Origin of the sequence: Salmonella sp. NW645 (genome assembly GCF_051703725.1) — a bacterium.
GTDB classification, from domain to species: domain Bacteria; phylum Pseudomonadota; class Gammaproteobacteria; order Enterobacterales; family Enterobacteriaceae; genus Salmonella; species Salmonella enterica.
This window is the reverse complement of sequence record NZ_JAMMKR010000001.1, coordinates 551,910-578,098: the sequence shown is the minus strand read 5'-3', so window position 1 is coordinate 578,098 and position 26,189 is coordinate 551,910. Positions and strand designations below refer to the sequence as shown.

The window sequence follows — 26,189 nt, the reverse complement described above, 5'->3', positions numbered from 1 at the left end:
AGTAAAACCGGAGGCAGTGCCTCCGGTTTTTTGTTTGTCATCCAGCATGTTTACCGGATGGCGGCGTAAATATTTATCCGCTCTGGATTAACAATGCCCGTCAGGCATTGGTCAATTACACAATCTCAGTTGCGTACTGCCACAGTGATTTCAGCAACCCCAGCTTCGTTTTATCTTCCGCATACTGCTGAGAAAGCATCTGCAATTCGTTGGCATACTGTTGTAAAAACTCCGGCGTCAGCACCTGACGGCGATGCTCCAGCCAGCGCTGCTGCTCTGCGTCATCCAGCGTACCGGGAAAATTGCGTGCGCGGTAATTAAACAGCAGCTTCTCAATGCGCTTATCGACAAAGGTAATATCCAGCGCGGGCAGGTTACGCGGCTCGGTTTCGAGTACGATTTTCATGGCTGCGCGATCGGCATCGCTGAAAAAACCATCATAGAGCTGGGCATCAACGTTATCCGAGGCGGCAAAAGGTTCGGCTTCGGCGAAAATCGCCACCACTTTGTCGCGGACCTGCGGGTTTTCACGCAACACTTTCAGGTTATCCAGGCAGTGCTGGCGGTTAATTCCCAGCCGGTCGGCATCCTCCGGGCGCAAGGTATTCGCCTGCGCCAGTACCGGACATTTATTGATATGCACCAGCTTTACCGGCACTGCGGCGTGATCGCCAAGATCGGCTTTGGCCGTATAAAGCCGCTCGCGAAGGGTTTCGCTGTCCAGTTCAAGAAGAGGAGAAATATCGCCTGCTAAATCGACCATGATCACCGCGTTACGGTTTTCAGGATGCCACGCCAGCGGCGCGACCCAGCTTGTATTACCGCGCCACGCGCCAAACATGCCGGAGACATGCACCAGCGGCTTCATTTGCGGGACGTCAATCAGCGCCGCCAGTTTATGTTTACTGCGGTGGCTATAAAGATAATCAAACAGCCGCGGCTGGCGTGTTTTCACCAGTTGCGCCATCGCAATAGTGGCGTAGACATCCGCCATCGCATCATGCGCGTTGCTGTGTTCGATCCCGTTCGCCTGGGTTAAATGTTCCAGACGAAAGCTGGGCAGGCCGTCGTCGTTTTCCGGCCAGTTAATTCCCTCCGGGCGCAGCGCATAACAGGCGCGCATGACATCCAATAGATCCCAACGTGAATTATCATGCTGCCAGCTCCAGGCATAGGGATCGTAAAAGTTGCGATAAAAAATATTGCGCGTGACTTCATCATCAAAGCGCACATTGTTGTAGCCCACAACGCAGGTTTTAGGAACGGTAAACAGCGCATGAATGCGTCTGGCGAAAGCGGCTTCGTTTTCTCCTTTCTCACGCGCTTCCTGCGGCGTGATGCCGGTAATCAGCACTGCGCCGGGCTGCGGTAGATAATCATCGGCGGGTTTGCAATAAAACACCTCCGGCTCGCCAATAACGTTGAAGTCGTTATCCGTACGGAGCGCGGCGAATTGCGCAGGTCTGTCGAGGGCCGGATGCGTACCGAAGGTTTCGTAATCGTGGAAGAGGAATGTGCTCTGTATGCTGTCGTTTTTAACTGTCACTTGATGTACACGCCTGATGTTATATGTATATGAAATATTTTATTCTTTTATTTTGTCGTTGATTGATTGTATTTGTACACCAATTGATATTGTTGCTAATGTTCGTACATGCGATGGTGAGTACAAAATACTAAAATGACCATCAGCGACACTAAGCTACGCTCCCTCTATGGTAAACCATATTCCGGTTCATCTGAAATTACTGATTCCGATTTAGTACTGTATGGAATTTAGGCCAGGGTCAATCTGGCCGGGATCTCAAAAAATGCATGGACTAAAACGGGTCTATTTACAGAGGGACACAACGCTGTGTCCCTTAATTCCATACGGGTTAAGGCTGGACTACGCCCAGGCCAGTGGCAGGATGGATGACAGAACACTCGGGAAATATTTTCTGGCATGACGTTGCATACTATCCGCCACAACGCTGGTACAGGTAAAGGCGCCATGGAGGCCGTGAAAACGGTCGGACCAGTCGGTAAACTGTTCGCTGGACGGGAAGATCGCCGGAGACAGCTCCCAGGCTTTCTGCATCAGCGCCTCCGCATAGCCTCTCAGGGCCGGCGGAGAGTCATGCTCAGTGCCGAAAATGGCGCTGGAGGAATAGCGTGCGAATGCGGTACTGAGACAGAACAGGGTTTCCGCCTGCTTCTGTGGGGTGGCGTCAGTCAGGTGATAAGCACTGAGGATGTGCTGGTAGTGTGCCGGGCTGAGTTTGCCTTCAGGAAACAGGGGGTCAAAAATGGTGTTCAGACGCGACACTGAGGCATCATCAATCAACTTCACGGTGGAATGTTTCTGGTTCGTGGCGGCAATAAACTGCTGGTTCAGCTCCCCGTGCTCTTCAGTGCTGAGGATGATATCAATCAGTTCCCCAAAGCGTCGCTGCACGGCCTGCTGATTAAATGCGGCGAGAAACACCGGAAAGTCATGACGGAATAACTCTACCGGAGAGATTTGCGCGGTGGAAACGTTCTCTCCGGCTCGCAGCAGGTAAAAGTTGTCCCATGCAGTGTCAGGAGTAGGGTTTAGCATTGTTAACAGCGTGTCAGTGGAGAGCATCATCGCCGTGTCTGAATCCTGGGAGGAAAGCAGCAGGAAATTATCTGCCGCGCGGGTTGTCCAGTCCGGGCTGCCGTCATAATTGCCGAAGAGCCCATTATGGATGTGGGGAGACACCGCCGGGTGAGCAAGATACTGTTCATAAAGCGCTGCAGCTTTCTGGCGGATGCCATCAGTGCAGTCCACGCCTGTCATACAGTGTAAAATCACCTGATTAAAGAGTCCGCTGTGAGTGGTCATGGCGTCGCTGTTCCTGTCAAACGAATCCAGCAACACAGGCAGTATGCGCTGCTGATAATATGTGTCAGGAGCCGGCAGGGGAACGTCATTATAGGTCTGGCACTGGTGGGCAAAAAAACGTTCCTGAACAGGCCTGATCCACTCGCTGATAAGCGCACTTTGCGTATAGGGGGGGTGGGCCAGTACGCTCACCAGCGAGCTTTCAACTGGCCGGATACGTGCCTCTGTTAAGCGGCCACTCCGAAATGACTTTACCAGATCTTCCATTGCCCGGACTTTTTCCTGTCTGTATTTATCGGGCAGGTTGTTAATGGTCATCAGAATACTTTTACCATTATTATGTTCATGATTTAAAAATCCATCCACAGCGTTCTCAGTCCAAAGGAGTGGCATTTGCAGCCAGATATCACCTAGACGAATAAAATTTCCGCCCCCTGACATTGACGGAGGTAATAAATTATCCGGTTCATTTAAAATAACGCCAGAGAGGTTGGCTTTGTGAGGTATAAGCGTATTTTTTAATGTTGTATTAATAAAAGAGGGCTGTTGTTGTGTAGTAATTGAATACAGTAAAGACACTTCATTCATGTCTGAATTACTAAATTTCGTATTACTGCAGACTACATCATTCAGTGTCGAATAAGTGAATCGGCATTCGTCAAAATGTAAATGAGATATATCAGAATAAGTAAATTTTGAATTTGAAAAATTGAACCCCTTGATAATATCGCCGTCTCGCTTCATGAAGTTGGGGGGCAATATTTTGCTGAATTTAATATTACGGAAATCTGCGTTTGAAAAATCGCGATCTGCGGTCGTAAGGGGTTCTCCGGCTTGCTGTCGTAAAACTGCATCCGTGAGTTTCTTAGCCCAGTCGGCAGGTGATGACGGGGAAGACGTAGCCTGAAGTGAGAGGGAGGGGGATACTGGTGGTGTTCTACCTTCAGAAACCGTTGGCCTGTTATTGGCTGATACAGAGACTCCACTGGGGAGCGGGGCCGCACCTGTCACTCTGTAATTATAATCACGTGATTGATTTGCTATATGCTTACGCATGAATGCTGCAGTCATTTTTGAGGCATCTTCTTCTGAAATATTTTTCTTACCTGTATTATTTGTATCTTTAATATTTTTAACAGTAATCAATGTTTTGTTTAAGGTGTTTTTATCTTTCGGCTGAAAGAAGTCTTTTATTTTTTGTGGTAACGTGAACTCAATCGGTGAGTCCTTTCCTGTTTTAAATTTTTCATTTAAAGATGTATGCGTGTTTTTAACACTGGTTATTTTTGAGGCGAGCCCGTTTTTCGTATGTTCACGAATAGAGGTAATTAATTTTTTAACCTGGTTAGGAATAGTAGAAAAATTAATTGTGCCTGATGATATTTTCATTAGAATTCCTTATCAACATCATTATGGAAAAACGGTCTGGATTTTTAACGCCTTAGAAGTAAGTTTCATATGTCGGTGTGGCGATGGAGATCACAATTCACCATGTTATCTGGCAGGTTTCTTTCAGAAAGTGTCCATTCTGCCATCATGTCACCGTATTGTGGGATGCTGACGTATCTGCGGAAAAATCCATGCATAAGAGAGCGGGTCGGGTAACGAAGCCTATAAGTGCGCAAAAGTAAACCCGCTTTGATGCTCAATCAGCGTTTTTTCGCCGGCATTCGGGATATCGTCGGCGGACGGTCCGGCGCGTATGAGAAAGAACAGCGTAAAGCGCGCGAAATCGCTTTTCAGGAACTAATCGTTTTTTTTAAAATATTATTACGTGTTATTGGAGTTGTATCATTTTTATAATTAACAGTGGGTTGTTTGATAATTCTGCTGATTATTCAATGACAGTCCATGTGCGTGTTCAGAAAATATAAAATTTTTATAAAACAAAAGGTTTTATCGTGTTGGCGTGTTCATTTTAACAACTATTTCAAATTGTGATTGAAGCCGACATTTCATAATACAAATTAAATATAATCTTCAGCTATATCTAATAACAGGAGGTTATATGAGCATTAGTCGTCGTTCTTTTTTGCAGGGGGTAGGCATCGGCTGCTCTGCCTGCGCGCTGGGCGCTTTTCCGCCCGGGGCGCTGGCGCGCAACCCGATTGCCGGCATTAACGGTAAAACCACGCTAACGCCAAGCTTGTGCGAAATGTGTTCCTTTCGTTGCCCTATTCAGGCGCAGGTAGTCAATAACAAGACCGTTTTTATCCAGGGCAATCCTTCTGCGCCGCAGCAGGGGACGCGCATATGCGCCAGGGGCGGGAGCGGCGTCAGCCTGGTCAATGACCCGCAACGGATTGTAAAACCTATGAAACGCACCGGGCCACGCGGCGACGGTGAATGGCAGGTGATTAGCTGGCAACAGGCTTACCAGGAAATCGCGGCGAAAATGAATGCCATCAAAGCGCAGCATGGCCCCGAGAGCGTGGCTTTCTCTTCCAAATCGGGTTCGCTCTCCAGCCATCTTTTCCATCTGGCTACGGCCTTTGGTTCGCCTAATACCTTTACTCACGCCTCAACATGCCCTGCCGGGAAAGCCATTGCGGCAAAAGTGATGATGGGCGGCGATCTGGCGATGGATATCGCTAACACGCGCTATCTGGTTTCGTTTGGCCACAATTTGTATGAAGGGATTGAAGTTGCCGATACCCATGAGTTAATGACCGCGCAGGAGAAGGGGGCCAAAATGGTGAGCTTCGATCCGCGTCTGTCGATATTTTCCAGCAAGGCGGATGAGTGGCACGCTATTCGTCCCGGGGGAGATTTAGCGGTTCTGCTGGCGATGTGCCACGTCATGATTGATGAACAGCTCTACGATGCGTCTTTTGTTGAGCGTTATACCAGCGGATTTGAACAGTTAGCACAGGCGGTAAAAGAGACGACGCCGGAATGGGCCGCCGCGCAGGCTGATGTCCCGGCCGACGTCATTGTCCGGGTGACACGCGAACTGGCCGCCTGCGCGCCTCACGCTATTGTCAGTCCTGGTCATCGCGCGACGTTCTCGCAGGAAGAGATCGATATGCGGCGTATGATTTTTACGCTTAATGTACTGCTCGGTAATATTGAGCGTGAAGGCGGGCTATATCAGAAAAAAAACGCGTCGGTTTACAACAAACTGGCCGGAGAAAAGGTCGCGCCAACGCTGGCGAAACTCAACATTAAAAATATGCCGAAACCGACGGCGCAACGAATCGATTTGGTCGCACCGCAGTTTAAATATATCGCCGCTGGCGGCGGCGTGGTGCAAAGCATTATTGACGCGGTGTTAACCCAGAAGCCTTACCCGGTAAAGGCGTGGATTATGTCGCGGCATAATCCTTTCCAGACCGTCACCTGTCGTTCGGACCTGGTAAAAACCGTTGAGCAACTGGATCTGGTGGTTAGCTGCGATGTCTATTTGAGCGAGAGCGCGGCATATGCCGACTATCTGCTGCCGGAATGCACCTATCTCGAACGGGACGAAGAGGTATCGGATATGTCGGGACTGCACCCGGCTTACGCTCTGCGCCAACAGGTCGTAGAGCCGATTGGCGAGGCGCGTCCGAGTTGGCAAATCTGGAAAGAACTTGGCGAGCAGTTGGGATTAGGGCAGTACTATCCGTGGCAGGATATGCAGACGCGCCAACTCTATCAATTGAACGGCGACCATGCTTTAGCGAAGGAACTGCGACAGAAAGGGTATATCGAATGGGGCGTTCCGCTGCTATTACGCGAACCAGAATCCGTTCGCCTGTTTACGGCGCGTTACCCTGGCGCTATCGCGACGGACAGCGACAACACCTATGGCGAACAGCTTCGCTTCAAATCGCCCTCCGGCAAAATCGAACTTTATTCCGCAACCCTGGAGGAATTGCTCCCAGGCTACGGCGTTCCGCGCGTTCGTGACTTTGCGCTTAAAAAAGAGAATGAGCTTTACTTCATTCAGGGCAAGGTGGCCGTGCATACCAATGGCGCGACGCAGTACGTACCTTTACTCAGCGAGCTAATGTGGGATAACGCGGTCTGGGTCCATCCGCAAACGGCGCAAGAAAAAGGCATTAAGACCGGAGATGAGATCTGGCTGGAAAATGCTACGGGTAAAGAGAAAGGTAAGGCGCTGGTGACGCCCGGTATCCGTCCGGACACGCTTTTTGTCTATATGGGATTTGGCGCTAAAGCTGGGGCCAAAACGGCGGCGACGACACACGGTATCCACTGTGGCAATTTACTGCCGCACGTGACGAGTCCGGTATCCGGTACGGTAGTGCATACCGCAGGCGTGACGCTGAGCCGGGCATGAGGGAGTAGGGAACCATGAATCATTTAACGAATCAGTACGTCATGCTGCATGATGAAAAACGTTGTATCGGCTGCCAGGCGTGTACCGTTGCCTGCAAAGTGCTTAATGACGTACCGGAGGGATTTAGCCGCGTACAGGTACAAATTCGCGCCCCTGAACAGGCATCCAACGCACTAACCCATTTTCAATTTGTCCGCGTCTCCTGTCAGCACTGTGAAAATGCGCCATGTGTCAGCGTTTGTCCTACCGGAGCGTCATATCGTGATGAAAACGGGATCGTGCAGGTGGATAAATCGCGCTGTATTGGCTGCGATTATTGTGTTGCCGCGTGTCCTTTCCATGTGCGCTATTTGAATCCGCAAACCGGTGTCGCCGACAAGTGTAACTTCTGCGCCGACACGCGGTTGGCGGCTGGCCAGTCTCCGGCGTGCGTATCCGTTTGCCCAACGGACGCGCTGAAATTCGGCAGACTGGATGAGAGCGAGATCCAGCGCTGGGTCGGTCAGAAAGAGGTCTATCGCCAGCAGGAGGCGCGTAGCGGCGCGGTCAGTCTGTACCGTCGTAAAGAAGTCCATCAGGAGGGTAAAGCATGAATACTATCTGGGGAGCGGAACTGCATTATGCGCCAGATTATTGGCCGCTGTGGTTAATTTACGCAGGCGTCGTGGTGCTGCTCATGCTTGTTGGGCTGGTTATCCATGCGTTATTGCGCCGGATGCTGGCGCCAAAAACGGCGGGCGGCGAAGAGCATCGTGACTATCTCTACTCGCTGGCGATTCGCCGTTGGCATTGGGGAAATGCGTTACTGTTTGTTTTATTACTGTTAAGCGGTTTATTTGGTCATTTTTCTCTCGGCCCTGTAGCGCTAATGGTACAAGTGCATACCTGGTGTGGTTTTGCCTTACTGGCTTTCTGGGTCGGGTTTGTTCTGATCAATCTCACCACAGGTAACGGGCGTCACTATCGGGTAAATTTTTCCGGACTGGTAACGCGCTGCATACGCCAGACGCGTTTTTACCTTTTTGGCATCATGAAAGGGGAAGCGCATCCGTTCGCGGCAACAGAGCAGAATAAGTTCAATCCACTGCAACAACTGGCATATCTGGCGATTATGTACGCGCTGGTACCGCTGTTAATCATCACCGGTTTGCTGTGTCTCTATCCGCAGGTTGCGGGTCTGGGCCCTGTGATGCTGGTGCTGCATATGGCGCTTGCTATCATCGGCTTACTGTTTATTTGCGCGCATCTCTATCTGTGTACTCTTGGCGACACGCCGGGACAAATTTTCCGTAGCATGGTTGACGGCTATCATCGTCATCGTCATCGTACCGCGCCGCGCGGGGATAAGTCCGCCGTCTGAGCGTATCCATAAAATAAAGTTAGCAAGAAAATGTGCCTTGTGTCACATTTTCTTGCAATTTATCCATGTTTGTTTAACTGAACTTCCGTAAAAAGAACGGCAAATTGAGACCATCCTGAGGACATGCTGTTGAAACGCCGTTTGTTTATTGCCGCTTCTTTATTCGCGATGCACCTTTCTCCTGCGCTTGCGGCCGATGCCGTAAGTTTTGCTCCCCAACCGCCAGCCATTGATGCAGGCGCCTGGGTGTTGATGGATTACACTACGGGACAGGTTCTTACCGCCGGTAATGAACACCAGCAACGTAATCCTGCCAGCCTTACCAAGCTAATGACGGGCTACGTCGTCGATCGCGCCATCGATAGTCATCGTATCAGCCCTGACGATATCGTCACCGTTGGGCGCGACGCCTGGGCGAAGGATAATCCGGTGTTTGTCGGCTCCTCGTTGATGTTTTTAAAAGAAGGGGATCGCGTGTCGGTGCGTGATTTAAGCCGTGGCTTAATTGTGGATTCCGGTAACGATGCCTGTGTGGCGCTGGCGGATTATATCGCGGGCGGGCAGCCGCAGTTTGTGGCGATGATGAACAGCTATGTGAAAAAACTCAATTTGCAGGATACCCATTTTGAAACCGTCCACGGTCTGGATGCGCCGGGACAACATAGCTCCGCGTATGACCTGGCCGTACTCTCCCGGGCGATTATTCACGGCGAGCCTGAATTCTATCACATGTACAGCGAGAAAAGCCTGACCTGGAACGGCATCACGCAGCAGAACCGTAACGGCTTGTTATGGGATAAGACCATGCATATCGATGGGCTTAAAACCGGACACACATCGGGGGCGGGATTTAATCTTATCGCATCGGCGGTGGACGGGCAGCGTCGACTTATCGCTGTTGTGATGGGAGCGAAAAGTTCGAAAGGCCGTGAAGAACAGGCGCGAAAACTGTTGCAGTGGGGCCTGCAAAACTTTGCGACGGTGCAGATTTTGCACAGCGGTAAAAAAGTGGGCAGCGAGCGAATCTGGTATGGAGACAAAGAAAAGATTGCGCTGGGTACGGAACAGGATTTCTGGATGGCGCTGCCTAAAGCGGAAATTCCGCATATCAAAGCAAAATATGTGCTGGATAGAAAAGAGCTGGAGGCGCCAATCGCCGCTCATCAACAGGTAGGTGAAATAGAGCTCTACGATCGGGATAAACTGATCGCTCAGTGGCCGCTGGTCACTCTGGAATCGGTGGGTAAAGGCGGTATGTTCTCTCGTCTGAGCGACTATTTTCAGCATAAAGCGTAAGCCGTTGTCACATACCGTTCACCGTCATCTGAGGTGTCAAAAGGGCGGGATTGCGAGGTTGCTCACAAAATGATCACGCTGTCCTTGTGACCGTAAAATGCTGTAATTATGCTGTACATTCATACAGTATGGTAAAGTGACGGAGGCAGCATGGATTACGAAATCAGGCAGGAACAAAAACGCAAGATAGCCGGTTTCCACATGGTCGGTCCATGGGAACACACCGTGAAGCAGGGTTTTGAACAACTGATGACGTGGGTGGATCGACAGCGGATCGTGCCAGTTGAATGGATTGCCGTCTATTACGACAATCCAGATGTCGTACCTGCAGAAAAACTCCGCTGCGATACCGTGGTGTCCGTGGCAGAGAATTTCATCCTGCCGGACAATAGTGAAGGCGTAATCGTGACCGCCATTGAAGGCGGCGAATATGCCACTGCTGTCGCGCGAGTGGAAGACCGTGACTTTGCGAAGCCGTGGGAACGGTTTTTTGACGTCCTGGAGCAGGATAGCGCTTATCAGATAGCCTCTGCGCCCTGTTTTGAAACCTATCTGAATAACGGTATGGAAGATGGATACTGGGATATTGAAATGTATATTCCGGTACAGCGGAAGTGATCGACTGGTTTCCTGGCTGAAAAGAGCGGACGGATAATGTGTTCCGTCCGCCAGTGCGCTATTTTTGCTATAAAGCAGGTACAATGCATTTTTTGCCATTCCCGTAAGGAGCGCAAGCGTGCGTGCCGATAAGTCATTAAGCCCTTTTGAAATACGGTTGTACCGTCATTATCGCATCGTGCATGGCATACGTATCGCCCTGGCGTTCATTCTTACCTTTCTGCTGGTTCGTCTGTTTTCTATTCCCGAGGGCACATGGCCGCTAATCACGTTAGTGGTGATTATGGGGCCCATCTCATTCTGGGGAAATGTAGTGCCTCGTGCTTTTGAGCGCATAGGCGGTACGATCCTGGGCGCGGCGTTAGGGCTGGTGGCGCTACGCCTGGAGCTCTTTTCCTTACCGCTGATGCTGGTGTGGTGTGCGATAGCGATGTTTTTGTGCGGCTGGCTGGCATTAGGGAAAAAACCGTATCAGGCGCTACTGATAGGCATAACGCTCGCCGTTGTTGTCGGCGCTCCCGCTGGTGATATGAATACGGCATTATGGCGTGGCGGGGATGTGATTTTGGGGTCGCTACTGGCAATGTTGTTTACCGGCATCTGGCCCCAGCGCGCCTTTTTGCACTGGCGCATCCAACTGGCGCATTGCGTCACGGCGTATAATCGGGTGTATCAGGCAGCGCTGTCGCCGAATTTGCTGGAGCGCCCCCGGTTGGATAAACATTTGCAACGGTTGCTGAACGATGTCGTCAAAATGCGCGGGCTGATAACGCCCGCCAGTAAAGAAACCCGGATACAAAAATCTATTTTCGAGGCCATTCAGACCATCAACCGCAATCTGGTTTGTATGCTTGAATTACAAATCAACGCCCACTGGGCAACGCGCGCCAGCCATTTTGTGATGCTTAACGCGCGCACATTGCGTGAAACCCAGCAGATGACGCAGCAAACCTTGTTAACGATCGCCCACGCGTTGTTTGAAGGCAACCCGCAGCCGGTACTGGCAAACACCGGTAAACTGAATGATATTGCTGCCGAGTTGCGGCAGCTAATGAACGAGCAGCAGGGCGACGCGGTGGCTGAAACCCCCATCCACGGCTATGTTTGGCTAAGTATGGAAACGGCCCGACAGTTGGAACTGCTTTCGCATTTGATCTGCCGGGCTTTGCGCAAATAAAAAGCAGATGGGGTGAATGAATTTGTTGCTGCTTCGATTCAGCAAAGATTAAGAGTATGATACTAATATAAGGATAAAATGAGTGCTACTGACAACGATTTTATCTCCGAACCTTCAGGTTTCCCCCAGACGGCGACGTAACGGTGTTTCCTCTGGCGGCTTGAAGTATGACGGGGATAAACGTAATGTTTATCCACTAGCAGTTGCTTAACGAATCCGAATCTCACATTATCAGGGGTGTAAAAATGGAAACAACCAAGCCTTCTTTCCAGGACGTGCTGGAGTTTGTTCGTCTGTTCCGTCGCAAAAATAAACTGCAACGTGAAATTCAGGACATTGAGAAGAAGATCCGTGACAACCAGAAGCGTGTGCTGCTGCTGGACAACCTGAGCGACTACATCAAGCCAGGTATGAGCGTTGAGGCGATTCAGGGTATCATCGCCAGTATGAAAAGCGACTATGAAGATCGCGTTGATGACTACATCATTAAAAATGCCGAAATCTCCAAAGAGCGTCGCGACATTTCCAAAAAGCTGAAAGCGATGGGCGAAATGAAACACGCCGATGTAAAAGCCGAATAATGCGCTACGGCAGTGGGAGCGTATATCAGGCTCTCACTGCAGTTTGACCCCGCCTGTGACCATCTTGAGTAAATGTTGTTTTGGCCAGTGTCGGGTAAGTTTTTTCTCTGCCAGCTTACCTTTCAGGCGCGCAATGTCATGACGTTTCCGGTCCAGCATCAGACCCACCACGCTACCGCTATGTGCCACGTTCAATCCGTATAAATCACACTCTTCGACCAGCGACAGCAGGGCGGTAAAGCCCGGCTTAGGTAACAGCGTCTGGCTGGCGATAGCGCTAAGCGTAGCCGCCTCACCCAGTCGGAGCGGATTTTGCGTTATACAGGCTTCCTGCACCAGATTCCAGGCCTGCTGCAAGGTTGCTGAACTTGCTATTAATTTCTGCTGGCGAGGGAGACGGTGGTAATCTTGCGTGCGCAGTGTGACCGGGCTTTCCAGTACCAGCAAATCGATTGGCGGCGGTGGCTCGCAGGCGATTTGCGTGACCGCATTATTATGATCAAACAGCGTTAACTGATGAAAAACGGTGCTATCAGTGGGTTCGATTGAGACGCAAAGCTGTGCAAGGGTAGTTTCATCCAGCGAATGGCCAAGATGATGCGCCGTTGCCACTGCCGTAGCGGCAATATCTGCGGTGCTGCTGGCCATGCCTTTGGCAACAGGAATTGACGAACGCACATCGACGCGAATCTCGTTACTCCAGTGCGCAGGATACTGCCAGTGCGCCAGAACGCGCTCCACCATCGCCCGCGACAATGGGCGCTCGTTTACCAGCGGCGGCGCAGCCGTGACTGCTACGGTGCTGTACCAGTCAACAGGGCAGGAGACCAGTTTCTCACTGCCCAGAATCCATCCCTGGATAAGTTCCCCGCATGAGGCGGGGCATTGCGCAACAGCCACGTTATCACCTTTCAGGTACAAATAGTGTGCGCGCATAGTGTCATGGTAAAAGCGTTATTACCATGACTTGCCGCAATGCGTCGTATAACCCTCTCAGGCTGGTACACAAAGCCCTTCCGTGGCCGGTAGCGCAATGCGCATAACGTCTTGTGCGATCATTAACTCTTCGTTGGTGTTGATGACGGCGACTTTCACCAGGGCGTTCTCCGTCTGGATAAATGTCGCATTACGTTGATTTTTCTCTTCATCAACGGCTAAGCCCAAAAATTGCAAATTATGGCACACCGCCGATCTGGCGCGCGCTGAGTTCTCGCCAATGCCCCCAGTGAATACCAGCGCATCCAGTCCTCCCATTTGCATAATATAGCTGCCAATGGTGGCGCGAATGCGTTCGGCAAACAGAGTGAGAGCGAGTTTAGCCTGCCGGTTACCGGTATTGGCTGCCTGTTCGACATCGCGGTAATCAGACGACACGCCAGAAACGCCCAGCAAGCCTGACTCATTATTTAATAACTGATTCAACTGTTGCGGCGTTTTGCTTTCGCGCTGGGCTATCCACGGCAGAATAGAGGGATCAATATCTCCGCTACGGGTGCCCATCATCACGCCTGACTGCGGCGTGAAGCCCATCGACGTATTGACCGAACGCCCGTTCTTGATGGCGCAGATGCTGCTACCGTTTCCAAGATGACAACAAATCACCCGTAATGCGCTGAGTGGTACGCCCAGCTTTTCCGCCAGAACGCCGCTGACATACTTATGGCTGGTGCCATGAAAGCCATAACGGCGAATCCCCAGTTCAGCGTAATAATGCCAGGGAAGCGGGTAAATATAGGCGGGTTCATCCAGCGTCTGGTGAAATGCCGTATCAAACACGGCTACGGAAGGGGCATCAGGCAACAGTTGACGGAAAATGTGAATACCCAACGCGTTTACCGGGTTGTGAAGCGGGGCCAGTTCAGCAAGACGTTCGATTTGCGCTAACGTTTCATCCGTGACCAGCGTCGAGTCTTTAAAAAACTCACCGCCGTGCGCCACACGATGGCCCACCCCGTCAATGTCCCGCAGACTGTTAATGATTTGATAACCCAGCAGCTTTTCCAGAAGCAGCGTTACCGCATCGCGATGATCGGCAACGGGGACGGTTTCCTGCCATTTTTGGCTGTGCGTCTTAATTGTCACCTGCGCATCCGCCATACCGATACGTTCAATCAGCCCCTGACAGAGCATGTCGCCCTGCGGCATCTCCAGCAGCTGGAATTTTAACGATGAGCTGCCGGCGTTAATGGCCATTATTTTGTAAGACATAAAGGTTCCTTCGAATTCAGAAAATCCAGCACGGCGTCGAGACCCGAATTATTCAACGCGCTGGTAATAAAAATCTGCCGGGCGCCAGCCTGCGTAAGCCATTCCGCAACCAGCGAAATACGCTGCGGCTCGGCGAGATCGGCCTTGGTGACCAGGCCAATCGTCGGGCGGTTCATCGGGGCGGTAAACCCCGGAGAAAAGGGCGACCACTGGGCGTCGGCATTCAGCACCAGCGCGATGACGTCGGCCTCGCAGGCGCTGGTCAGCAGGGCGCTATACAGGCAGCGGTTCTCCAGATATTCGCCCGGCGTATCGATAGTCATCGGAGACCATTCAATGGCCTGGGTTTTCTTATAATGGAGCGCTTCGCCGCGCAGGCTTTGGGTTAGCGAGGTTTTCCCGCACTGGCTGGGGCCGATAAACATCAAACGCTTCATGACGTTACGTCCGGGTGATCGAGCAAGTGGTGAACTGCATCATCTCGCCCAGGGTGCGCGTCACCTGTTTAAGGGCATATTCCACGGCGGAAACATCGCCAGTCAGCACCACCGCGCCGGTAAAGCGGTCAAGAAAACCAATCTCCACCGCGCCGGATTTGGTAGCAATATCGCAGGCGATAATCGACGCCTCGCTCGGCGTGATGGTAAGGATGCCAATCGCGGAAACCGCATCCGGCAGGCCCAGCTTCTTAAAGAGATCTTTCCCCGGATTGGCAATCAGGTGCGCGAGGGTGACCTGTTTCCCGGGAACGTACTCCTGAATCATGCGATCCGTTGTTGGCTGTCTTTCCATTATCCCTCCACCATCTGTCGCCACATGGCTTCATGCGGGCGCGGGATCACCGAGCGGTAAACCAGCAACCCTTTCTCGCCCGCGCTTTCGCTGGCGACCGTCACGGCGTTGTTGACGTCAGAAACATCGCCTGCCACCACCATGTAGCATTTACCGCCGATGCCGAAGGCCATATGCACCCGCACCAGGGTGACGTTTGAGCCTTTCACCGCCCGGTCTGCGGCGCTGATGCAGGCCGCCACGCTCCAGGTTTCGACGATACCTACCGCCTGGCGCTTATCGACGCTGTTCAGGCCGCTGATGGCCGGAAGTACGCTGGGATGAATATTTGCCAGCACCAGGCTGTCGACGAGCATCTCGCCGGCCTGCGACGTACCGGTTTCAATGGCCTGCTGGACAGCGCCGATATCGCCGCCCAGCATCAGTAAAAACTTACCTGGGCAGATGGTCTTGCTGACCAGCAGATTAACGTTGGCGCTTTTCAGCATGGCATCACCAAGCTCCATGCCTTTGGCGATGCTGGTGAGTTCTAAAATTCCTATAGCCTGAGACATGGTTAACCTCTTACAACCGTGATGGCCTGTTCGCTGATGGCCGAAACAATGCCGTCGATGCTGGCGTGAATGGGTGCGCCGAGCGCGCCAGGCGGGACATCGGCAACGCATTGCCCGCGCGTCACGCGCTCGCCGACGGCAACAGTCGGTACTGCGCTGGCACCAATATGCTGGCGCAGCTGCAAAGTGACTTTTTCTACTGACGGCTCTTCTTCAACCAGCGGCGCTTCCTGGTACCAGGGGCTTAGTCCCAGTTTGGCGATCAGCCGCTTCACCGGCACCAGGCGATATTTCGCCATTTCGTCGGCCGGATTCAGTGGCCCTTCGTAGCGCTGGTTTTGCGCCCGTAGCTCGCGTTTTAACATGCGGTTGATGCGCATCGGCGAGATCCCCACCGGGCAGGCCACGCTTTCGCAAACGTTGCATTCCGAGCAGGTAAGGGCGCTCAGCAGCAGCTGTGGCGTGGCGGCCTGGTGAAAGTTCACCGCCCGCACCAGCAGGTGCGGAGAGAGTTCGTGGCCGATCAGGTGTCGCGGACAGAGATCGGTACACAGTCGGCACTGTTCGCAGACGGTGCGCGCGACGGAAAGCACCGTGCGCTCGTCCTGCATTCTCCGCTGGATAAGCGGATGGCTTTTGGGGAGCACCAGCAGGCCGCCGGTAGTTTTCGTCACCGGGTTATCAAGAGAGGTAATCAGGCCACCCATCATCGGGCCGCCGTTAATAAAACCAGGGTCGTCGACCGTTGCGCCGCCCGCCAGCGCCAGCACTTCATGCAGTGACATGCCGATAGGAACGGTAACGGTCAACGGTCTGGCGACCGCGCCGTTCACGGTCAACGTGCGACGAGTGACCGGAAACTGCTGCTCGACCGCCCGGGCAATATTCAGCACCGTTTGCACGTTATTGACGACCACGCCGACGCTGGCGGGTAGCGCAGCCGGGGCGACCCGGCGGCCGGTTGCCATCCAGATAGTCAGCACCTCATCGCCCGCAGGATAAACATCCGGCAGGATATGCAGGCGGATACCGGCTGGCAGCTGCGGGGTGAGCGCGTCGATGGCCCGCCGGTATTTTTCTTTCAGGGCTATCACCCCTTCGCGCGCGCCGGTTGCCGTCATGGCGTACTGTACGCCGCGCACAAGACGCGCGGCCTGCTGCCACATCAGTTGCTGGTCAACTTTGAGCATCGGTTCACACTCAGCGGCGTTCACCAGAAAAATCTCTACCTGCGCCTGTAGTTTGACGTGAGCGGGAAAACCTGCGCCGCCCGCACCCACAACGCCCGCTGCGCGAACGCGCTCGCGAATTTCATCAGCGCTATGAGACATTTCAACGACGTTGACGGCGGTACTCATAGCAGTTCCTCCAGCAGTTCCCGAATGGCTTCGGCATTGGCCGGGCGCGGGTTGGTGCGCAGCGTAACGTCAGCCAGCGCAGCCTGCACCATCGCCGGAATGCGTACGGAAAAGTTGGATCTTCCTTCTTTAAGCGCAACGGCCAGTGAGGGAATGGCGCAGCGTTGCTTAAGCAGTTCGATTTGCTGAATTAGCGCATTGATTGCCGCAACGTCATTGGCTTCTGCCGGGCAAAAGCCGCAGGCTTTGGCCATTCGCGCGTAGCGTTTGGCGGCGCGCGGAACTCCGGCGTTAAAACGGATAACCGTGGTTAACAGCAGGGCGTTGGCCAGGCCATGCGGAAGATGAAACTGCCCACCAAGCTGGTGGGCGATAGCGTGGTTAAGCCCCAGCCCCGCCTGGCTGAAGGCCATCCCCGCCAGCGTTGAGGCGTTGTGCATTTTCCCGCGCGTCGCCACGCAGTCGCCTTTTTCCACCGCCGTGGGCAGATACTGGAACACCAGTTTGGCGGCCTTTTCCGCCAGCGCGTCGGTAAAGTCGCTGGCGTGCGGTGAAACCCACGCTTCCAGGGCGTGGGTCAGCACGTCCATGCCGGTGTTGGCGGTAATCTGCGGCGGTACGCTGACCACCAGCTCCGGGTCGAGGATCGCCATATCCGGATACAGCGCATTGTTGAACAGCGGGTACTTAATGCCTTTATCCGGGTCGCTAATCACGCAGGCGCTGGTCACTTCCGAGCCGGTGCCGCTGGTGGTCGGGATCGCCACGCAGGTTTCGATGTTGATCCCGCTTTGCTGGCTAAACCAGACAATCGCTTTCGCCGCGTCCATTGCCGAGCCGCCGCCAAAACCAATCACCACCTGCGGCTGCAGGGCCTGCATTTGCGCAATGCCCTGCACCACGGTATGGATGGTGGGGTCCGGCGTTATCTCGCTAAAGACGCTGATGCGGTTATCTGCGGGCAGCGCGTTACGCAGGGTATCCAGCAGCGGAGAGCGCGCCAGAAAGCCATCGCAGATTATCCAGATGTGCTTATTGGTAAAGCGCTTGAGCACCGCCAGGCTGCCCTGACCGCTGTACAACCGCGTTTGTAGTGAGAAGGTATTCATCGCGACCTCGGTTAGCGAATAGAAAAGCCGTTGGTCAGTACGCAGCGCCGGGAGCGGGCAAAAGTACGCGCTGACGTGGTCCCTTCACCGGTTGGCGTGGCGATAGTGAAGGTGGTAAAGCCTTCGCCGCCGACGCCGATCCCGGCATAAGAGGGGCCGTTTTTGACGAATATCGAGGTTTGCAGCGTGCGGGCCGCGAGGTTCAGGCGCGACACGTTCTGCGAGTGCATAATGGCGGTATGATGTAGCCCCTCTTCAACCTTCAGGGCCAGCGCCAGCGCGCTATCGAAATCGCTGACTTTTACCACCGGCAGCATCGGCATCAGCTGTTCGCTGGTGACCCACGTATCGTCGGCATTGACAACGGCAATCAGCAGACGCGGCGCTTTTGCAGGGACAGCGATCCCGGCGGCTTCCAGCATGGCCGATGGGCTCTTGCCGACCAGTTTTTTATTCGCCTGGCCTTCAGGCAGGCAGACGGCGCGGAGTTTGTCGGTATCGGCAGGGCTTAGCAGCAGCGCGCCGAAGGTTTGCATTTGCTGCACCAGACGCTCGGCGACGCTCTCCACTACGATCAGGCTCTTCTCGGCAATGCAGGGCAGGTTGTAATCGAATGACGCGCCGTTGATGATATCTTCCGCCGCTTTCACCAGGTCTGCCGTTTCATCGACGATGCAGGGCGGGTTACCCGCGCCAGCGCCAATCACCTTCTTACCGCTCTTCATGCCCATTGCCACAATGCCCGGGCCGCCGGTAATGGCCAGTACTGCGATTCGCGGGTGGGCCATCATCTGCTGGGTCGCTTCGAAAGTCGGTTCAGCCACGGTCACCACCAGATTGCGGATGCCGCAGCAACGGAAGGCAATCTCTTCAATCAGGCTAATCAGCTTCAGAGAGACCTTTTTCGCTCCCGGATGCGGGCTAAAGTAAATACTATTGCCCGCCGCCAACATGCTGATGCTGTTATTGATGATGGTTTCCGTCGGGTTGGTGCTTGGGGCGACCGAACCGATGACGCCAAACGGCGAGTATTCAAAGAGCACCATGCCGCCGTCACCGGTCAGCGCGGTGGTGGTGAGATCTTCTACGCCCGGCGTGTTGTCCAGCGCAGCCTTGTTCTTGAGGAATTTATCTTCTTTGTTGCCCATTCCCGTTTCATTGGCGCTCTCTTCCGCCAGGGTCGCCAGCAGCGGCGTCAGCTCCTGACGCATCGCGCTGATAATGGCGCTGCGGGTTTTTAGCGGGCACTGCTGATAACGTAAGAACGCCTGGTGCGCGGCATCGATGGCCTCGCTCACGGACTGGAAAATCCCTTTGCCCTGAGGCTGGGCCGTAGTTTGCGCCGGCGTTGTTAATTGCTCGCTAAGAATGGTGCGAATCAGGGTTTCGAGTTCAGAAGTATTCATTGATGAGTTCCCACGTTAATAGCCGCGATGGCGGTCTGTGCTATGTCCATGTCCTGCTCAACGCTGCCGCCGCTGATGCCAAGACCCCCAATTAATATGCCGTCGCGCCATAGGGCGTAACCGCCGCCAAAGGTGACCACTTTTCCCTGTAAATGACTTTCCAGGCCATAAAGCGCCGCGCCTGGCTGAACAACATCGCTCAGCTCATGGGTCGCCGTTTTCATTGCCACTGCGGTCCATGCCTTTTTCGGCGCCAGTTCGCTGCTGACCAGCAGGGCGTCCGGCATCCGCCAGGTCACAGTTTCCGTACCGTGCGCGTCAACGATGCTGACGACTACCGGAACCTGCAGTTGCTGCGCGCGTTCAACGGCGGCCCGGGTGAGCTGGTGCAGATCGTGGAATGAGAGAGCCACGGGCGTTGTCTCCTTGCTGCGGGTCGGCTGGCTGGCAGCCAGATAGCGCTTGCTAACTTCACGGATGATGTTGGCCTGGTGCGCATCGCTATCTTCCGCGCGGGCCAGGGCGTACAGGCAGTCCGATAAGCGGTTGATGTAGCGCATCAGCACCTGACGTACGTTGACTTCCGCCGCCAGCTCAACCAGACGGCGTTCGGCGCGGCGCGCCAGCGTGCGGGCAAAATGTAAGCGGCTCGCGGCTTCGCAGCGTCCGGGTAAAATAAAGCTGTGCAGCGGTTCGACGCGGGCCATTGCCCGATCGATAGCGGCTTCCAGGGCCGAAATCTCTTCGCTGCTGATGTAGCGCTGTTTGGGCGACGGCTGCTCGCTGTCGCTGGCCAGCTCTGCGCTAAACCAAAAAAGTTGCTGCTGGATGGCCTCGAGTAAGGTGCGGTGATTTTCATCCGCAGCGGCGCAGGCGCACAGGCTCAGCGCGGCGTTCAGCTCATCCAGCGTGCCGTAGGCTTCAACCCGCGGGTGGGTTTTGCTCACCCGCTGGCCGGTAAACAGTGATGTGGTGCCAGCGTCACCTGTTCGGGTATAAATCGCCATAACCGCCCCTTAACGCGAAAGCGTATCTACAATGCCGACAACGGCGAGGTCGATGGCCTCATTTGGCCCGGAAAAAACGTGCCTGGCGCTGGAGCCGCCGCTGAGCAAAACCAGTTCGCCGACGCCTGCGCCGACGGAGTCCACGGCCACTTCATCGCCGGAGGTAGGCGAGGCGGGGAGTTCGCCATCGGCGCTGACCCGACGCACCAGCAGCAGCTTTTTCCCAATCAAAGAAGGTGATTTTTGCGTGGAGACAACCGCGCCCGTGACTCGTGCCAGATGCATGATTTACTCCTGCTTAATTAATTGAATATTCCGCGCATTGGCCGCGTCACGCGCCATGGCGGTCACGATGCATTTGCGGTGGACAACCACACGCCCCCGGCTTAGCAGCGCGACATCGCGATAGCTCAGCACCGAACCCGCATGCAGAACCAGCGGCAGTCCGTGCTCGTCGGTGAATACCAGCGGCAGACGAGCCAGTTTTTTTACCGGGATAACCGGCAGCAGCTGGCTGTGCAGGCTGAGCTGTACGCGGATGCCGAACGCCAGCGCGTCGTGAATTTTCCGGGCGGCGGCATCGTCGGTTTCTGCATCCGCAAGCTGACTCAGCAGCGGCAGGTCGACGAGCAGGATGCGCAGCGACGCGTGCTGACAGAACAGTGCTGGACAGTCGGCATCGCGAAGTTGCGTAACGCTCAGCGTCGCCGTGCTCTGGGCACGGCGATGCAGCCGGGAGACAATCTCCTCGACAATGCGCTGCAGGGTTTCGCCGTTCATCGCGGGCCTACCAGCCGGGCAAAGGCCTGCGGGTTATCGGCACCAGCGGCGTTGGCTTCATCGGTATCAATGTGCATTTCGAGGCGCATGTCCGGTGAAACGCGAATCGCCACGTTGTTGAAAATCAGCCCGCGCTCGTCGCCTTCAATCGCCACTGAAACCCTATCGCCGTGGGAAACCCGCAGGATCAGCGCATCAAGCGGCGACATATGGATATGCCGCTGCGCGACGATAACCCCGGAAGGTAGCTCCAGTTCGGCAAAGGGGCTGACCAGGCGGATGCCCGGCGTCCCCTTCAGGTTGCCGGACATTCTCAGCGGCGCGGCAATCCCCAGCGTTCTCGCATCGGTACGCGAAATTTCCACCTGGCTTACCGAGCGCAGCGGACCGAGCAGGCGCACATTTTTGAGCTGCCCTTTCGGTCCCACCAGGGTGATGGTTTGCTCCGCGGCGTATTGTCCCGGCTGCAGCAGCGCTTTTTTCTCGCTGATGGGATGGCCGGGAAACAGCCGCTTATAATCCTGTGCGGACAGGTGGATATGACGGTTTGAGACGCCCAGCGGGATAGGCCGCAGGCGCATCTCATCAAGAACTTTACTGACCGTTGATTGCAGAAGCTCTTTATCCATTACGCTTCACCTCGCTTGCCGGAATGGATGCAAAGCGTACGAGGTTCGCCCTTCTGGCGCGGACATTTTGGATCCAGACACAGATTGCAGCTGACCAGTTCTGATTCCTGCGGGGCCTCTTCTGCTGGCGCTTCAGAAACGACATCGGCCATCTCTGACGCTTCAGGCTCAGGTTCAATGACGGAGGGGGGGGGTGTCTCTGCGAGCAGGATCCCTTCTCCGGGCCTGGCGATAACCTTGTGGGCCACCAGGCCATTCCGCTGTTCGGCGAAATGCGCACCGGTGGTGATGGCCGCCTGCACGGAGGCCACATCACCGGTAATTTTAATCACCATCCAGCCTGAACCATTGGTCTTTTCGAGGGCGAGCAGCGTGATAGAAGCGGATTTCGCCATGATATCGGCGCAGCTGATAGCCAGTGCCAGACCACAAACTTCAAGTAATCCCAGTGATTGCTTCACGCGGTGCTCCTTATTCGCCATCGATTAGGCTGATTTCGGTAAAATGGCCTCAACATCACTGTGCGGACGCGGGATAACGTGGCAGGATTTCACTTCACCCACGACGCTTGCCGCCGCGCTGCCGGCATCTACGGCTGCTTTAACCGCGCCGACATCGCCGCGAACCATGACGGTAACCAGGCCAGAACCAATTTTTTCGTAGCCCACCAGCTGTACGTTGGCGGATTTAACCATTGCATCGGCGGCTTCAATGGCGCCGACCAGCCCTTTTGTTTCAACCAGTCCCAGTGCGTTATTCATACTGCAGTTCTCCTGTTGCTTAGCTATTCAGATCCCGGAAAGGGATCCCTTTGACCAGCCGTGCCGCGTTATTACCGGTATTGCGATGGGCCTGACTGTCCTGATGATGCATCAGCGTAAAAAGCGGCACCGATGCGGGTAAATTCTTGTAATGCACGACCAGCGAGTGTCGATCGCAGGCAATGCCGACCAGCAGCGGCGAGCTGCGCGCCGCCTGCCAGGCGCTGTCAACGACATCTCCAGCCGGGTGACGCTGAAGCAGGAAAGGGATGCCTTCCTCTTCGATACCCAGCAGCACTTCGTGCCAGAGGCTGGCGCAGTCGCTGATAACGGTAATGACGATAGCCGGGGCGCTGTGATTACTGTCCATGTGCAAATTCCTTGTGCCAGGAGAGAATCAGGCCGGTGGCCACCGCGTTTCTTGGGCCTTCGCTGCCGCGAATATTTCCTCGCCCGGCGACCAGGCGGTAGTGCGCCAGCGCATCGGTGACCAGCTGAGGTACTTCGAAATCCAGCGACGAGCCGCCGACCAGCACCACGAACGGAATATCGCGAATGTTGCCGGTTGGACTGACCTGGCGCAGCGCGCGCAGCGCGTTGGTGACAAAGACGCGCTCTTTGGCGCTGCGACGAATGACGCGCACTTTTTCCAGCGCTAAGTCGCCGGGAAGCGGCACCAGTTCGTCCGGTTTCACCACGCAGACGCGGGCGAACACGGCGGGAGGCAGCGGCGTCGGGAAGAACTGGACGCTGCCGTCCTCGTGGCGCAAATGGAACAGGCTTTCGACCTTAGCCAGCGGGTATTTTTTGATCTCTTCCGCCAGATAGCGGTCTTCCAGCCCCAGTTCGCGGGCAATAATCATCGTGACCATGTCGCCTGCCCCGGCGAGATGGGTGGCGATGATTTCACCTTTAGGGTTGATGATGGAGGCATCGGTGGAGCCCGCGCCGAGGTCGAGGATCGCCAGCGGTCGGGTGGTACCCGGCGTGGTCAGCGCGCCCAGAATGGCGGCTTCAGCCTCAGCGCCGCCGATCTGCACGTCGATATTAAGCTTCTGCTCAATTTCACGGGCAATCATCGCCATCTGCAGACGGTCTGATTTCACCATCGAGGCGATGCCGACGGCCTGCTCCAGCGAGAACTCCCCGGCCAGACCGCCGGTGACGCTCACCGGAACCGAGGTGTCAACGGCCAGAAGATCCTGAATGAAAATCTCGCTGCTGGGCTTATTGGTTAGCTCGGCCATGGTCTGGCGTACGTGCTCCAGCATGCCGCCGATATTGGTCCCGGCCTCGCCGGTGACGTTGTCGAGTTTGCCGCAGCCGTCGACCGCTTTCATGATAGCTTCGGCACCGGCGGCAACATCCACGCGCACGGTACGACCCTGAGCCTGCAGCTCCAGGTTACCGGCGGGTATTGCGCGCGCTTTGACGTCGCCGGATGGCGTTTTAACCACCACGGCGGAACGGTTGCCGATCAGCGCGCGCGCCATCGGGACGATGTTTTTCGTCTCATCGGCGTTGAGGTTGAATACGGTGGCGATGCCGTAAGGGTTGGAGAGGGTCTCGATAACCTTCCCCGGCACGGCGACTTCAATCGCCGCCAGCATCCCCAGCGGAATGCGGTCGATGTACAGAACTTCGTCAACGATCGGCAGCGATTTTTCCAGCCGGTTGCTGACCAGTACGCCATCGTCGCGCTGCAAAATGACGCCGGTAATCTGGTATCCGGCGCGCATTGAGGCGTTGATAACATTGGCGATATCGGCAAAATCAAAGGCTGACGATACCACCAGAATATAGGACGAGTCCGCAGGGCGGGTTAACAGCTCCTCCGGCGTAATCGTGATACCCACACCAAGGCCTACTCCCCCCGGCGTTTTTGGGTTATGGCCGATCATTGTCGATTCGGTGATGATGGTTTCGGTAATGGTTTCCATCGCCACATCGCCAATCACCGGCGTGGCTTCGTTAATGCGGATGAGCGAAATATCGCTGACATTGATCCCCGCGCGCTTTGCGACGAGGGCGAGCGCTTCCTGAATGCCGAACACGTTACGCAACGTGCCTTTGATCCCGGTCGTTTCCGCCAGCGCGCTGTGCGTAATCGTCAGTACGCCAGTCTCATCTTGCCGCGCCAGCGCGACTTCCGTCGATGAGTTACCGATGTCAATGCCAGCTATATATCGCATCACATACCCCTGTAATTAATCGTCGCCTTTGAGTTTTTTACGCTCAACGTACAGCCCTGCCGCTTCACGAACGAAAGCTGCGCAAATCTTTGCCTGATAACGGTTTTCGAGATCGTCGGCGATAGCGAGCAGCTCTTCTTTCGTTGAACGATACGGACGAAGGGCGTTGTAGATTTCAAGAATGCGATCGTCCGGTACCGCGGTCAGTTCGGCGGCGCGTTCGAAGTTCATCGCCAGCCGGTCGCGGCCCGCATCTTTGGCGATAGACGCCTGTAAGCGCAGGGTTTCCGGGGTAATACGCATATCCTGAGCGGTGACTTTATTGCTCAGCACGTTTTCCAGCGTAAAGTCGTCCAGCGTTTTATTGGTGGCGGTTTTCACCCATTCCGGGTGTTTGTTCGCCAGCGGGTAGTCGCTGACCTTTGCGCTGCGGGACGTGCCGCCTGCCGCAGGAGCCGCTGCTGGCGCATCGCCCTGCAGGCTGTTCATGCGGCTCAATACGTCCCGGACCATCGATTCAATTGCGTCGGTATTCATGGAGTTATCCTTTATCAAAGCGCCACGCGCAGTTCCTGCGGGTTTTTGCCCGTCACGACGTACTTGGTCTCTTTAATGTGCAAAATGGCCGACTTTGCCTGGTACTTCGGGCGTGCCATCTGGTCATTGAGCGTAGGGACCGGCTGCGGTGATTCGCGTTTCGCATAACGGGCGGCGTTTTTACCAATCTGACGGTAGGTTTCCAGCGTCAGCAGCGGTGCCTGCGGGAACAGCTCCAGGTTGGAGAGCGGCGGTAGCCCCTGCTGGTGGATAACCGTAGTGCCTTTCGACTGGATGCCGATGGAGATGCCGGATCCGCTCAGGCGGTTACCTTCAACGGCGACGAACGCCACGTCGGAAGATTTAAAGCAGCGAATCACGCGCGCCTTGATGCCTTCTTCTTCAATACCGGCAATGACTTCGCGCAGAATGCTCTTATGCGGTAAGCCCACGATATTGACGGTTTGCGCCAGGCCAAATGCCGGGCCGACGGCGATAATGACTTCGTCCTGCTGAGTGCCCTGGCGCGCTTCGCCCACTTCGGTCAGAAAGCCGTCGCCCGCAGGCGCAGCGGTCTGTGGTGCTGTGGATGCCGCAGGCGCATTAAACGAGACGGGTTTATCGCTGCCCTTCATATCGCGGAGCACGTCTTCAATTATCTGGCGCAGCAATTTTTCATTAATTTCCATTT

The 26,189-nt window shown here is 54.8% G+C and carries 27 protein-coding genes and 2 pseudogenes; 9 read left to right on the top strand and 20 right to left on the bottom strand.

Annotated elements, in window-relative coordinates; genetic code table 11:
• Positions 1–115: 115 nt before the first annotated feature.
• Positions 116–1,546, bottom strand: coding sequence for an exodeoxyribonuclease I (gene sbcB / locus NA389_RS03040; RefSeq protein ID WP_000216707.1), 1,431 nt, complete (start codon positions 1,544–1,546; stop codon positions 116–118).
• 135 nt (positions 1,547–1,681) lie between these two features.
• Between sbcB and NA389_RS03035 the strand changes: the two are divergent.
• Positions 1,682–1,759, top strand: a pseudogene (locus tag NA389_RS03035) (hypothetical protein); the annotation flags it as partial.
• 129 nt (positions 1,760–1,888) lie between these two features.
• Here NA389_RS03035 and sopA read toward each other — a convergent pair.
• Positions 1,889–4,237, bottom strand: coding sequence for an SPI-1 type III secretion system effector HECT-type E3 ubiquitin transferase SopA (sopA, locus tag NA389_RS03030; RefSeq protein ID WP_000704008.1), 2,349 nt, complete (start codon positions 4,235–4,237; stop codon positions 1,889–1,891).
• 267 nt (positions 4,238–4,504) lie between these two features.
• Between sopA and NA389_RS03025 the strand changes: the two are divergent.
• The 8 genes and pseudogenes from NA389_RS03025 to NA389_RS02990 form a co-directional block, all read left to right on the top strand.
• A pseudogene (locus NA389_RS03025) lies at positions 4,505–4,597 on the top strand (heavy metal-binding domain-containing protein); the annotation flags it as partial.
• Between the two features lie 259 nt (positions 4,598–4,856).
• Positions 4,857–7,133 (top strand): thiosulfate reductase PhsA, encoded by a 2,277-nt coding sequence (gene phsA, locus NA389_RS03020; protein ID WP_000028225.1) that lies wholly within the window; start codon positions 4,857–4,859, stop codon positions 7,131–7,133.
• Positions 7,134–7,147: 14 nt separating this feature from the next.
• A complete protein-coding gene (gene phsB, locus NA389_RS03015) occupies positions 7,148–7,726 on the top strand; it encodes a thiosulfate reductase electron transport protein PhsB (RefSeq protein WP_001016236.1) in 579 nt (192 codons plus the stop codon).
• Entirely contained in the window at positions 7,723–8,493 is a 771-nt protein-coding gene (gene phsC / locus NA389_RS03010; protein ID WP_001092552.1) for a thiosulfate reductase cytochrome B subunit, read from the top strand. The genes phsB and phsC overlap by 4 nt, the downstream gene beginning before the upstream one ends.
• 123 nt (positions 8,494–8,616) lie before the next feature.
• Positions 8,617–9,789: a serine-type D-Ala-D-Ala carboxypeptidase DacD gene (dacD, locus tag NA389_RS03005; protein ID WP_000925038.1), complete on the top strand. Its 1,173-nt coding sequence runs from the start codon at positions 8,617–8,619 to the stop codon at positions 9,787–9,789.
• 150 nt (positions 9,790–9,939) lie between these two features.
• Complete coding sequence (gene sbmC, locus NA389_RS03000; RefSeq protein WP_000384326.1) at positions 9,940–10,407, top strand: DNA gyrase inhibitor SbmC; 468 nt, start codon at positions 9,940–9,942, stop codon at positions 10,405–10,407.
• Between the two features lie 118 nt (positions 10,408–10,525).
• A complete protein-coding gene (locus NA389_RS02995) occupies positions 10,526–11,584 on the top strand; it encodes an FUSC family protein (RefSeq protein ID WP_079917088.1) in 1,059 nt (352 codons plus the stop codon).
• A gap of 245 nt (positions 11,585–11,829) precedes the next feature.
• Complete coding sequence (locus tag NA389_RS02990) at positions 11,830–12,165, top strand: DUF496 family protein (protein WP_000450405.1); 336 nt, start codon at positions 11,830–11,832, stop codon at positions 12,163–12,165.
• A 33-nt stretch (positions 12,166–12,198) separates the two neighbouring features.
• On the opposite strand, the gene pduX is transcribed toward NA389_RS02990, so the two are convergent.
• The 18 genes from pduX to pduD form a co-directional block, all read right to left on the bottom strand.
• Positions 12,199–13,065, bottom strand: a complete 867-nt coding sequence (gene pduX, locus NA389_RS02985; protein WP_001533066.1) for an L-threonine kinase PduX — start codon at positions 13,063–13,065, stop codon at positions 12,199–12,201.
• A gap of 93 nt (positions 13,066–13,158) precedes the next feature.
• Positions 13,159–14,373: a propanediol utilization propionate kinase PduW gene (gene pduW, locus NA389_RS02980; RefSeq protein ID WP_000120642.1), complete on the bottom strand. Its 1,215-nt coding sequence runs from the start codon at positions 14,371–14,373 to the stop codon at positions 13,159–13,161.
• Positions 14,358–14,810, bottom strand: coding sequence for a propanediol utilization protein PduV (gene pduV, locus NA389_RS02975; protein WP_000826283.1), 453 nt, complete (start codon positions 14,808–14,810; stop codon positions 14,358–14,360). Before pduV ends, pduW begins: the two co-directional genes overlap by 16 nt.
• Before the next feature lie 4 nt (positions 14,811–14,814).
• Positions 14,815–15,165 carry a propanediol utilization microcompartment protein PduU gene (gene pduU, locus NA389_RS02970; RefSeq protein ID WP_000441100.1) on the bottom strand — a complete coding sequence of 117 codons (351 nt, stop codon included), beginning with the start codon at positions 15,163–15,165 and terminating at the stop codon, positions 14,815–14,817.
• On the bottom strand, positions 15,165–15,719 hold the full coding sequence (pduT, locus tag NA389_RS02965) for a propanediol utilization microcompartment protein PduT (protein WP_000075778.1): 555 nt from the start codon (positions 15,717–15,719) through the stop codon (positions 15,165–15,167). The genes pduU and pduT overlap by 1 nt, the downstream gene beginning before the upstream one ends.
• A gap of 2 nt (positions 15,720–15,721) precedes the next feature.
• Positions 15,722–17,077, bottom strand: a complete 1,356-nt coding sequence (gene pduS / locus NA389_RS02960) for a cobalamin reductase PduS (protein WP_000102036.1) — start codon at positions 17,075–17,077, stop codon at positions 15,722–15,724.
• A complete protein-coding gene (gene pduQ, locus NA389_RS02955) occupies positions 17,074–18,186 on the bottom strand; it encodes a 1-propanol dehydrogenase PduQ (RefSeq protein ID WP_001091457.1) in 1,113 nt (370 codons plus the stop codon). Before pduQ ends, pduS begins: the two co-directional genes overlap by 4 nt.
• A gap of 11 nt (positions 18,187–18,197) precedes the next feature.
• Entirely contained in the window at positions 18,198–19,592 is a 1,395-nt protein-coding gene (gene pduP, locus NA389_RS02950) for a CoA-acylating propionaldehyde dehydrogenase PduP (RefSeq protein WP_001097686.1), read from the bottom strand.
• Positions 19,589–20,599: a two-domain cob(I)yrinic acid a,c-diamide adenosyltransferase PduO gene (pduO, locus tag NA389_RS02945; RefSeq protein WP_001029482.1), complete on the bottom strand. Its 1,011-nt coding sequence runs from the start codon at positions 20,597–20,599 to the stop codon at positions 19,589–19,591. Before pduO ends, pduP begins: the two co-directional genes overlap by 4 nt.
• 9 nt (positions 20,600–20,608) lie before the next feature.
• Positions 20,609–20,884, bottom strand: a complete 276-nt coding sequence (gene pduN / locus NA389_RS02940) for a propanediol utilization microcompartment protein PduN (RefSeq protein ID WP_000549825.1) — start codon at positions 20,882–20,884, stop codon at positions 20,609–20,611.
• A 3-nt stretch (positions 20,885–20,887) separates the two neighbouring features.
• A complete protein-coding gene (pduM, locus tag NA389_RS02935; RefSeq protein WP_001012960.1) occupies positions 20,888–21,379 on the bottom strand; it encodes a propanediol utilization microcompartment protein PduM in 492 nt (163 codons plus the stop codon).
• Positions 21,376–22,008: a phosphate propanoyltransferase gene (locus NA389_RS02930; RefSeq protein ID WP_079917089.1), complete on the bottom strand. Its 633-nt coding sequence runs from the start codon at positions 22,006–22,008 to the stop codon at positions 21,376–21,378. Before NA389_RS02930 ends, pduM begins: the two co-directional genes overlap by 4 nt.
• Positions 22,008–22,490 carry a propanediol utilization microcompartment protein PduK gene (gene pduK / locus NA389_RS02925; RefSeq protein WP_001284384.1) on the bottom strand — a complete coding sequence of 161 codons (483 nt, stop codon included), beginning with the start codon at positions 22,488–22,490 and terminating at the stop codon, positions 22,008–22,010. The genes NA389_RS02930 and pduK overlap by 1 nt, the downstream gene beginning before the upstream one ends.
• A gap of 3 nt (positions 22,491–22,493) precedes the next feature.
• Positions 22,494–22,769: a propanediol utilization microcompartment protein PduJ gene (pduJ, locus tag NA389_RS02920; RefSeq protein ID WP_001057755.1), complete on the bottom strand. Its 276-nt coding sequence runs from the start codon at positions 22,767–22,769 to the stop codon at positions 22,494–22,496.
• Between the two features lie 19 nt (positions 22,770–22,788).
• Entirely contained in the window at positions 22,789–23,139 is a 351-nt protein-coding gene (gene pduH, locus NA389_RS02915) for a propanediol dehydratase reactivase beta subunit PduH (protein WP_000377983.1), read from the bottom strand.
• Positions 23,129–24,961, bottom strand: coding sequence for a propanediol dehydratase reactivase alpha subunit PduG (gene pduG, locus NA389_RS02910; RefSeq protein WP_001268893.1), 1,833 nt, complete (start codon positions 24,959–24,961; stop codon positions 23,129–23,131). The genes pduH and pduG overlap by 11 nt, the downstream gene beginning before the upstream one ends.
• Before the next feature lie 15 nt (positions 24,962–24,976).
• A complete protein-coding gene (gene pduE, locus NA389_RS02905; RefSeq protein ID WP_001090597.1) occupies positions 24,977–25,498 on the bottom strand; it encodes a propanediol dehydratase small subunit PduE in 522 nt (173 codons plus the stop codon).
• 14 nt (positions 25,499–25,512) lie between these two features.
• Positions 25,513–26,187, bottom strand: a complete 675-nt coding sequence (gene pduD, locus NA389_RS02900; RefSeq protein ID WP_000405048.1) for a propanediol dehydratase medium subunit PduD — start codon at positions 26,185–26,187, stop codon at positions 25,513–25,515.
• Between the last annotated feature and the right edge of the window lie 2 nt (positions 26,188–26,189).

Excerpts from the sequence above, each read along its gene's own strand:
- pduT (WP_000075778.1), bottom strand. The coding sequence starts at position 15,719 with ATGTCTCAGGCTATAGGAATTTTAGAACTCACCAGCATCGCCAAAGGC.
- pduD (WP_000405048.1), bottom strand. The coding sequence starts at position 26,187 with ATGGAAATTAATGAAAAATTGCTGCGCCAGATAATTGAAGACGTGCTC.
- sopA (WP_000704008.1), bottom strand. The coding sequence starts at position 4,237 with ATGAAAATATCATCAGGCACAATTAATTTTTCTACTATTCCTAACCAG.
- pduJ (WP_001057755.1), bottom strand. The coding sequence starts at position 22,769 with ATGAATAACGCACTGGGACTGGTTGAAACAAAAGGGCTGGTCGGCGCC.
- pduQ (WP_001091457.1), bottom strand. The coding sequence starts at position 18,186 with ATGAATACCTTCTCACTACAAACGCGGTTGTACAGCGGTCAGGGCAGC.
- pduV (WP_000826283.1), bottom strand. The coding sequence starts at position 14,810 with ATGAAGCGTTTGATGTTTATCGGCCCCAGCCAGTGCGGGAAAACCTCG.
- dacD (WP_000925038.1), top strand. The coding sequence starts at position 8,617 with ATGCTGTTGAAACGCCGTTTGTTTATTGCCGCTTCTTTATTCGCGATG.
- phsA (WP_000028225.1), top strand. The coding sequence starts at position 4,857 with ATGAGCATTAGTCGTCGTTCTTTTTTGCAGGGGGTAGGCATCGGCTGC.
- phsB (WP_001016236.1), top strand. The coding sequence starts at position 7,148 with ATGAATCATTTAACGAATCAGTACGTCATGCTGCATGATGAAAAACGT.
- pduM (WP_001012960.1), bottom strand. The coding sequence starts at position 21,379 with ATGAACGGCGAAACCCTGCAGCGCATTGTCGAGGAGATTGTCTCCCGG.
- pduU (WP_000441100.1), bottom strand. The coding sequence starts at position 15,165 with ATGGAAAGACAGCCAACAACGGATCGCATGATTCAGGAGTACGTTCCC.
- pduG (WP_001268893.1), bottom strand. The coding sequence starts at position 24,961 with ATGCGATATATAGCTGGCATTGACATCGGTAACTCATCGACGGAAGTC.
- pduE (WP_001090597.1), bottom strand. The coding sequence starts at position 25,498 with ATGAATACCGACGCAATTGAATCGATGGTCCGGGACGTATTGAGCCGC.
- sbmC (WP_000384326.1), top strand. The coding sequence starts at position 9,940 with ATGGATTACGAAATCAGGCAGGAACAAAAACGCAAGATAGCCGGTTTC.
- pduP (WP_001097686.1), bottom strand. The coding sequence starts at position 19,592 with ATGAATACTTCTGAACTCGAAACCCTGATTCGCACCATTCTTAGCGAG.
- pduN (WP_000549825.1), bottom strand. The coding sequence starts at position 20,884 with ATGCATCTGGCACGAGTCACGGGCGCGGTTGTCTCCACGCAAAAATCA.
- NA389_RS02990 (WP_000450405.1), top strand. The coding sequence starts at position 11,830 with ATGGAAACAACCAAGCCTTCTTTCCAGGACGTGCTGGAGTTTGTTCGT.
- pduO (WP_001029482.1), bottom strand. The coding sequence starts at position 20,599 with ATGGCGATTTATACCCGAACAGGTGACGCTGGCACCACATCACTGTTT.
- pduK (WP_001284384.1), bottom strand. The coding sequence starts at position 22,490 with ATGGCGAATAAGGAGCACCGCGTGAAGCAATCACTGGGATTACTTGAA.
- NA389_RS02930 (WP_079917089.1), bottom strand. The coding sequence starts at position 22,008 with ATGGATAAAGAGCTTCTGCAATCAACGGTCAGTAAAGTTCTTGATGAG.
- pduW (WP_000120642.1), bottom strand. The coding sequence starts at position 14,373 with ATGTCTTACAAAATAATGGCCATTAACGCCGGCAGCTCATCGTTAAAA.
- pduS (WP_000102036.1), bottom strand. The coding sequence starts at position 17,077 with ATGAGTACCGCCGTCAACGTCGTTGAAATGTCTCATAGCGCTGATGAA.
- pduH (WP_000377983.1), bottom strand. The coding sequence starts at position 23,139 with ATGGACAGTAATCACAGCGCCCCGGCTATCGTCATTACCGTTATCAGC.
- phsC (WP_001092552.1), top strand. The coding sequence starts at position 7,723 with ATGAATACTATCTGGGGAGCGGAACTGCATTATGCGCCAGATTATTGG.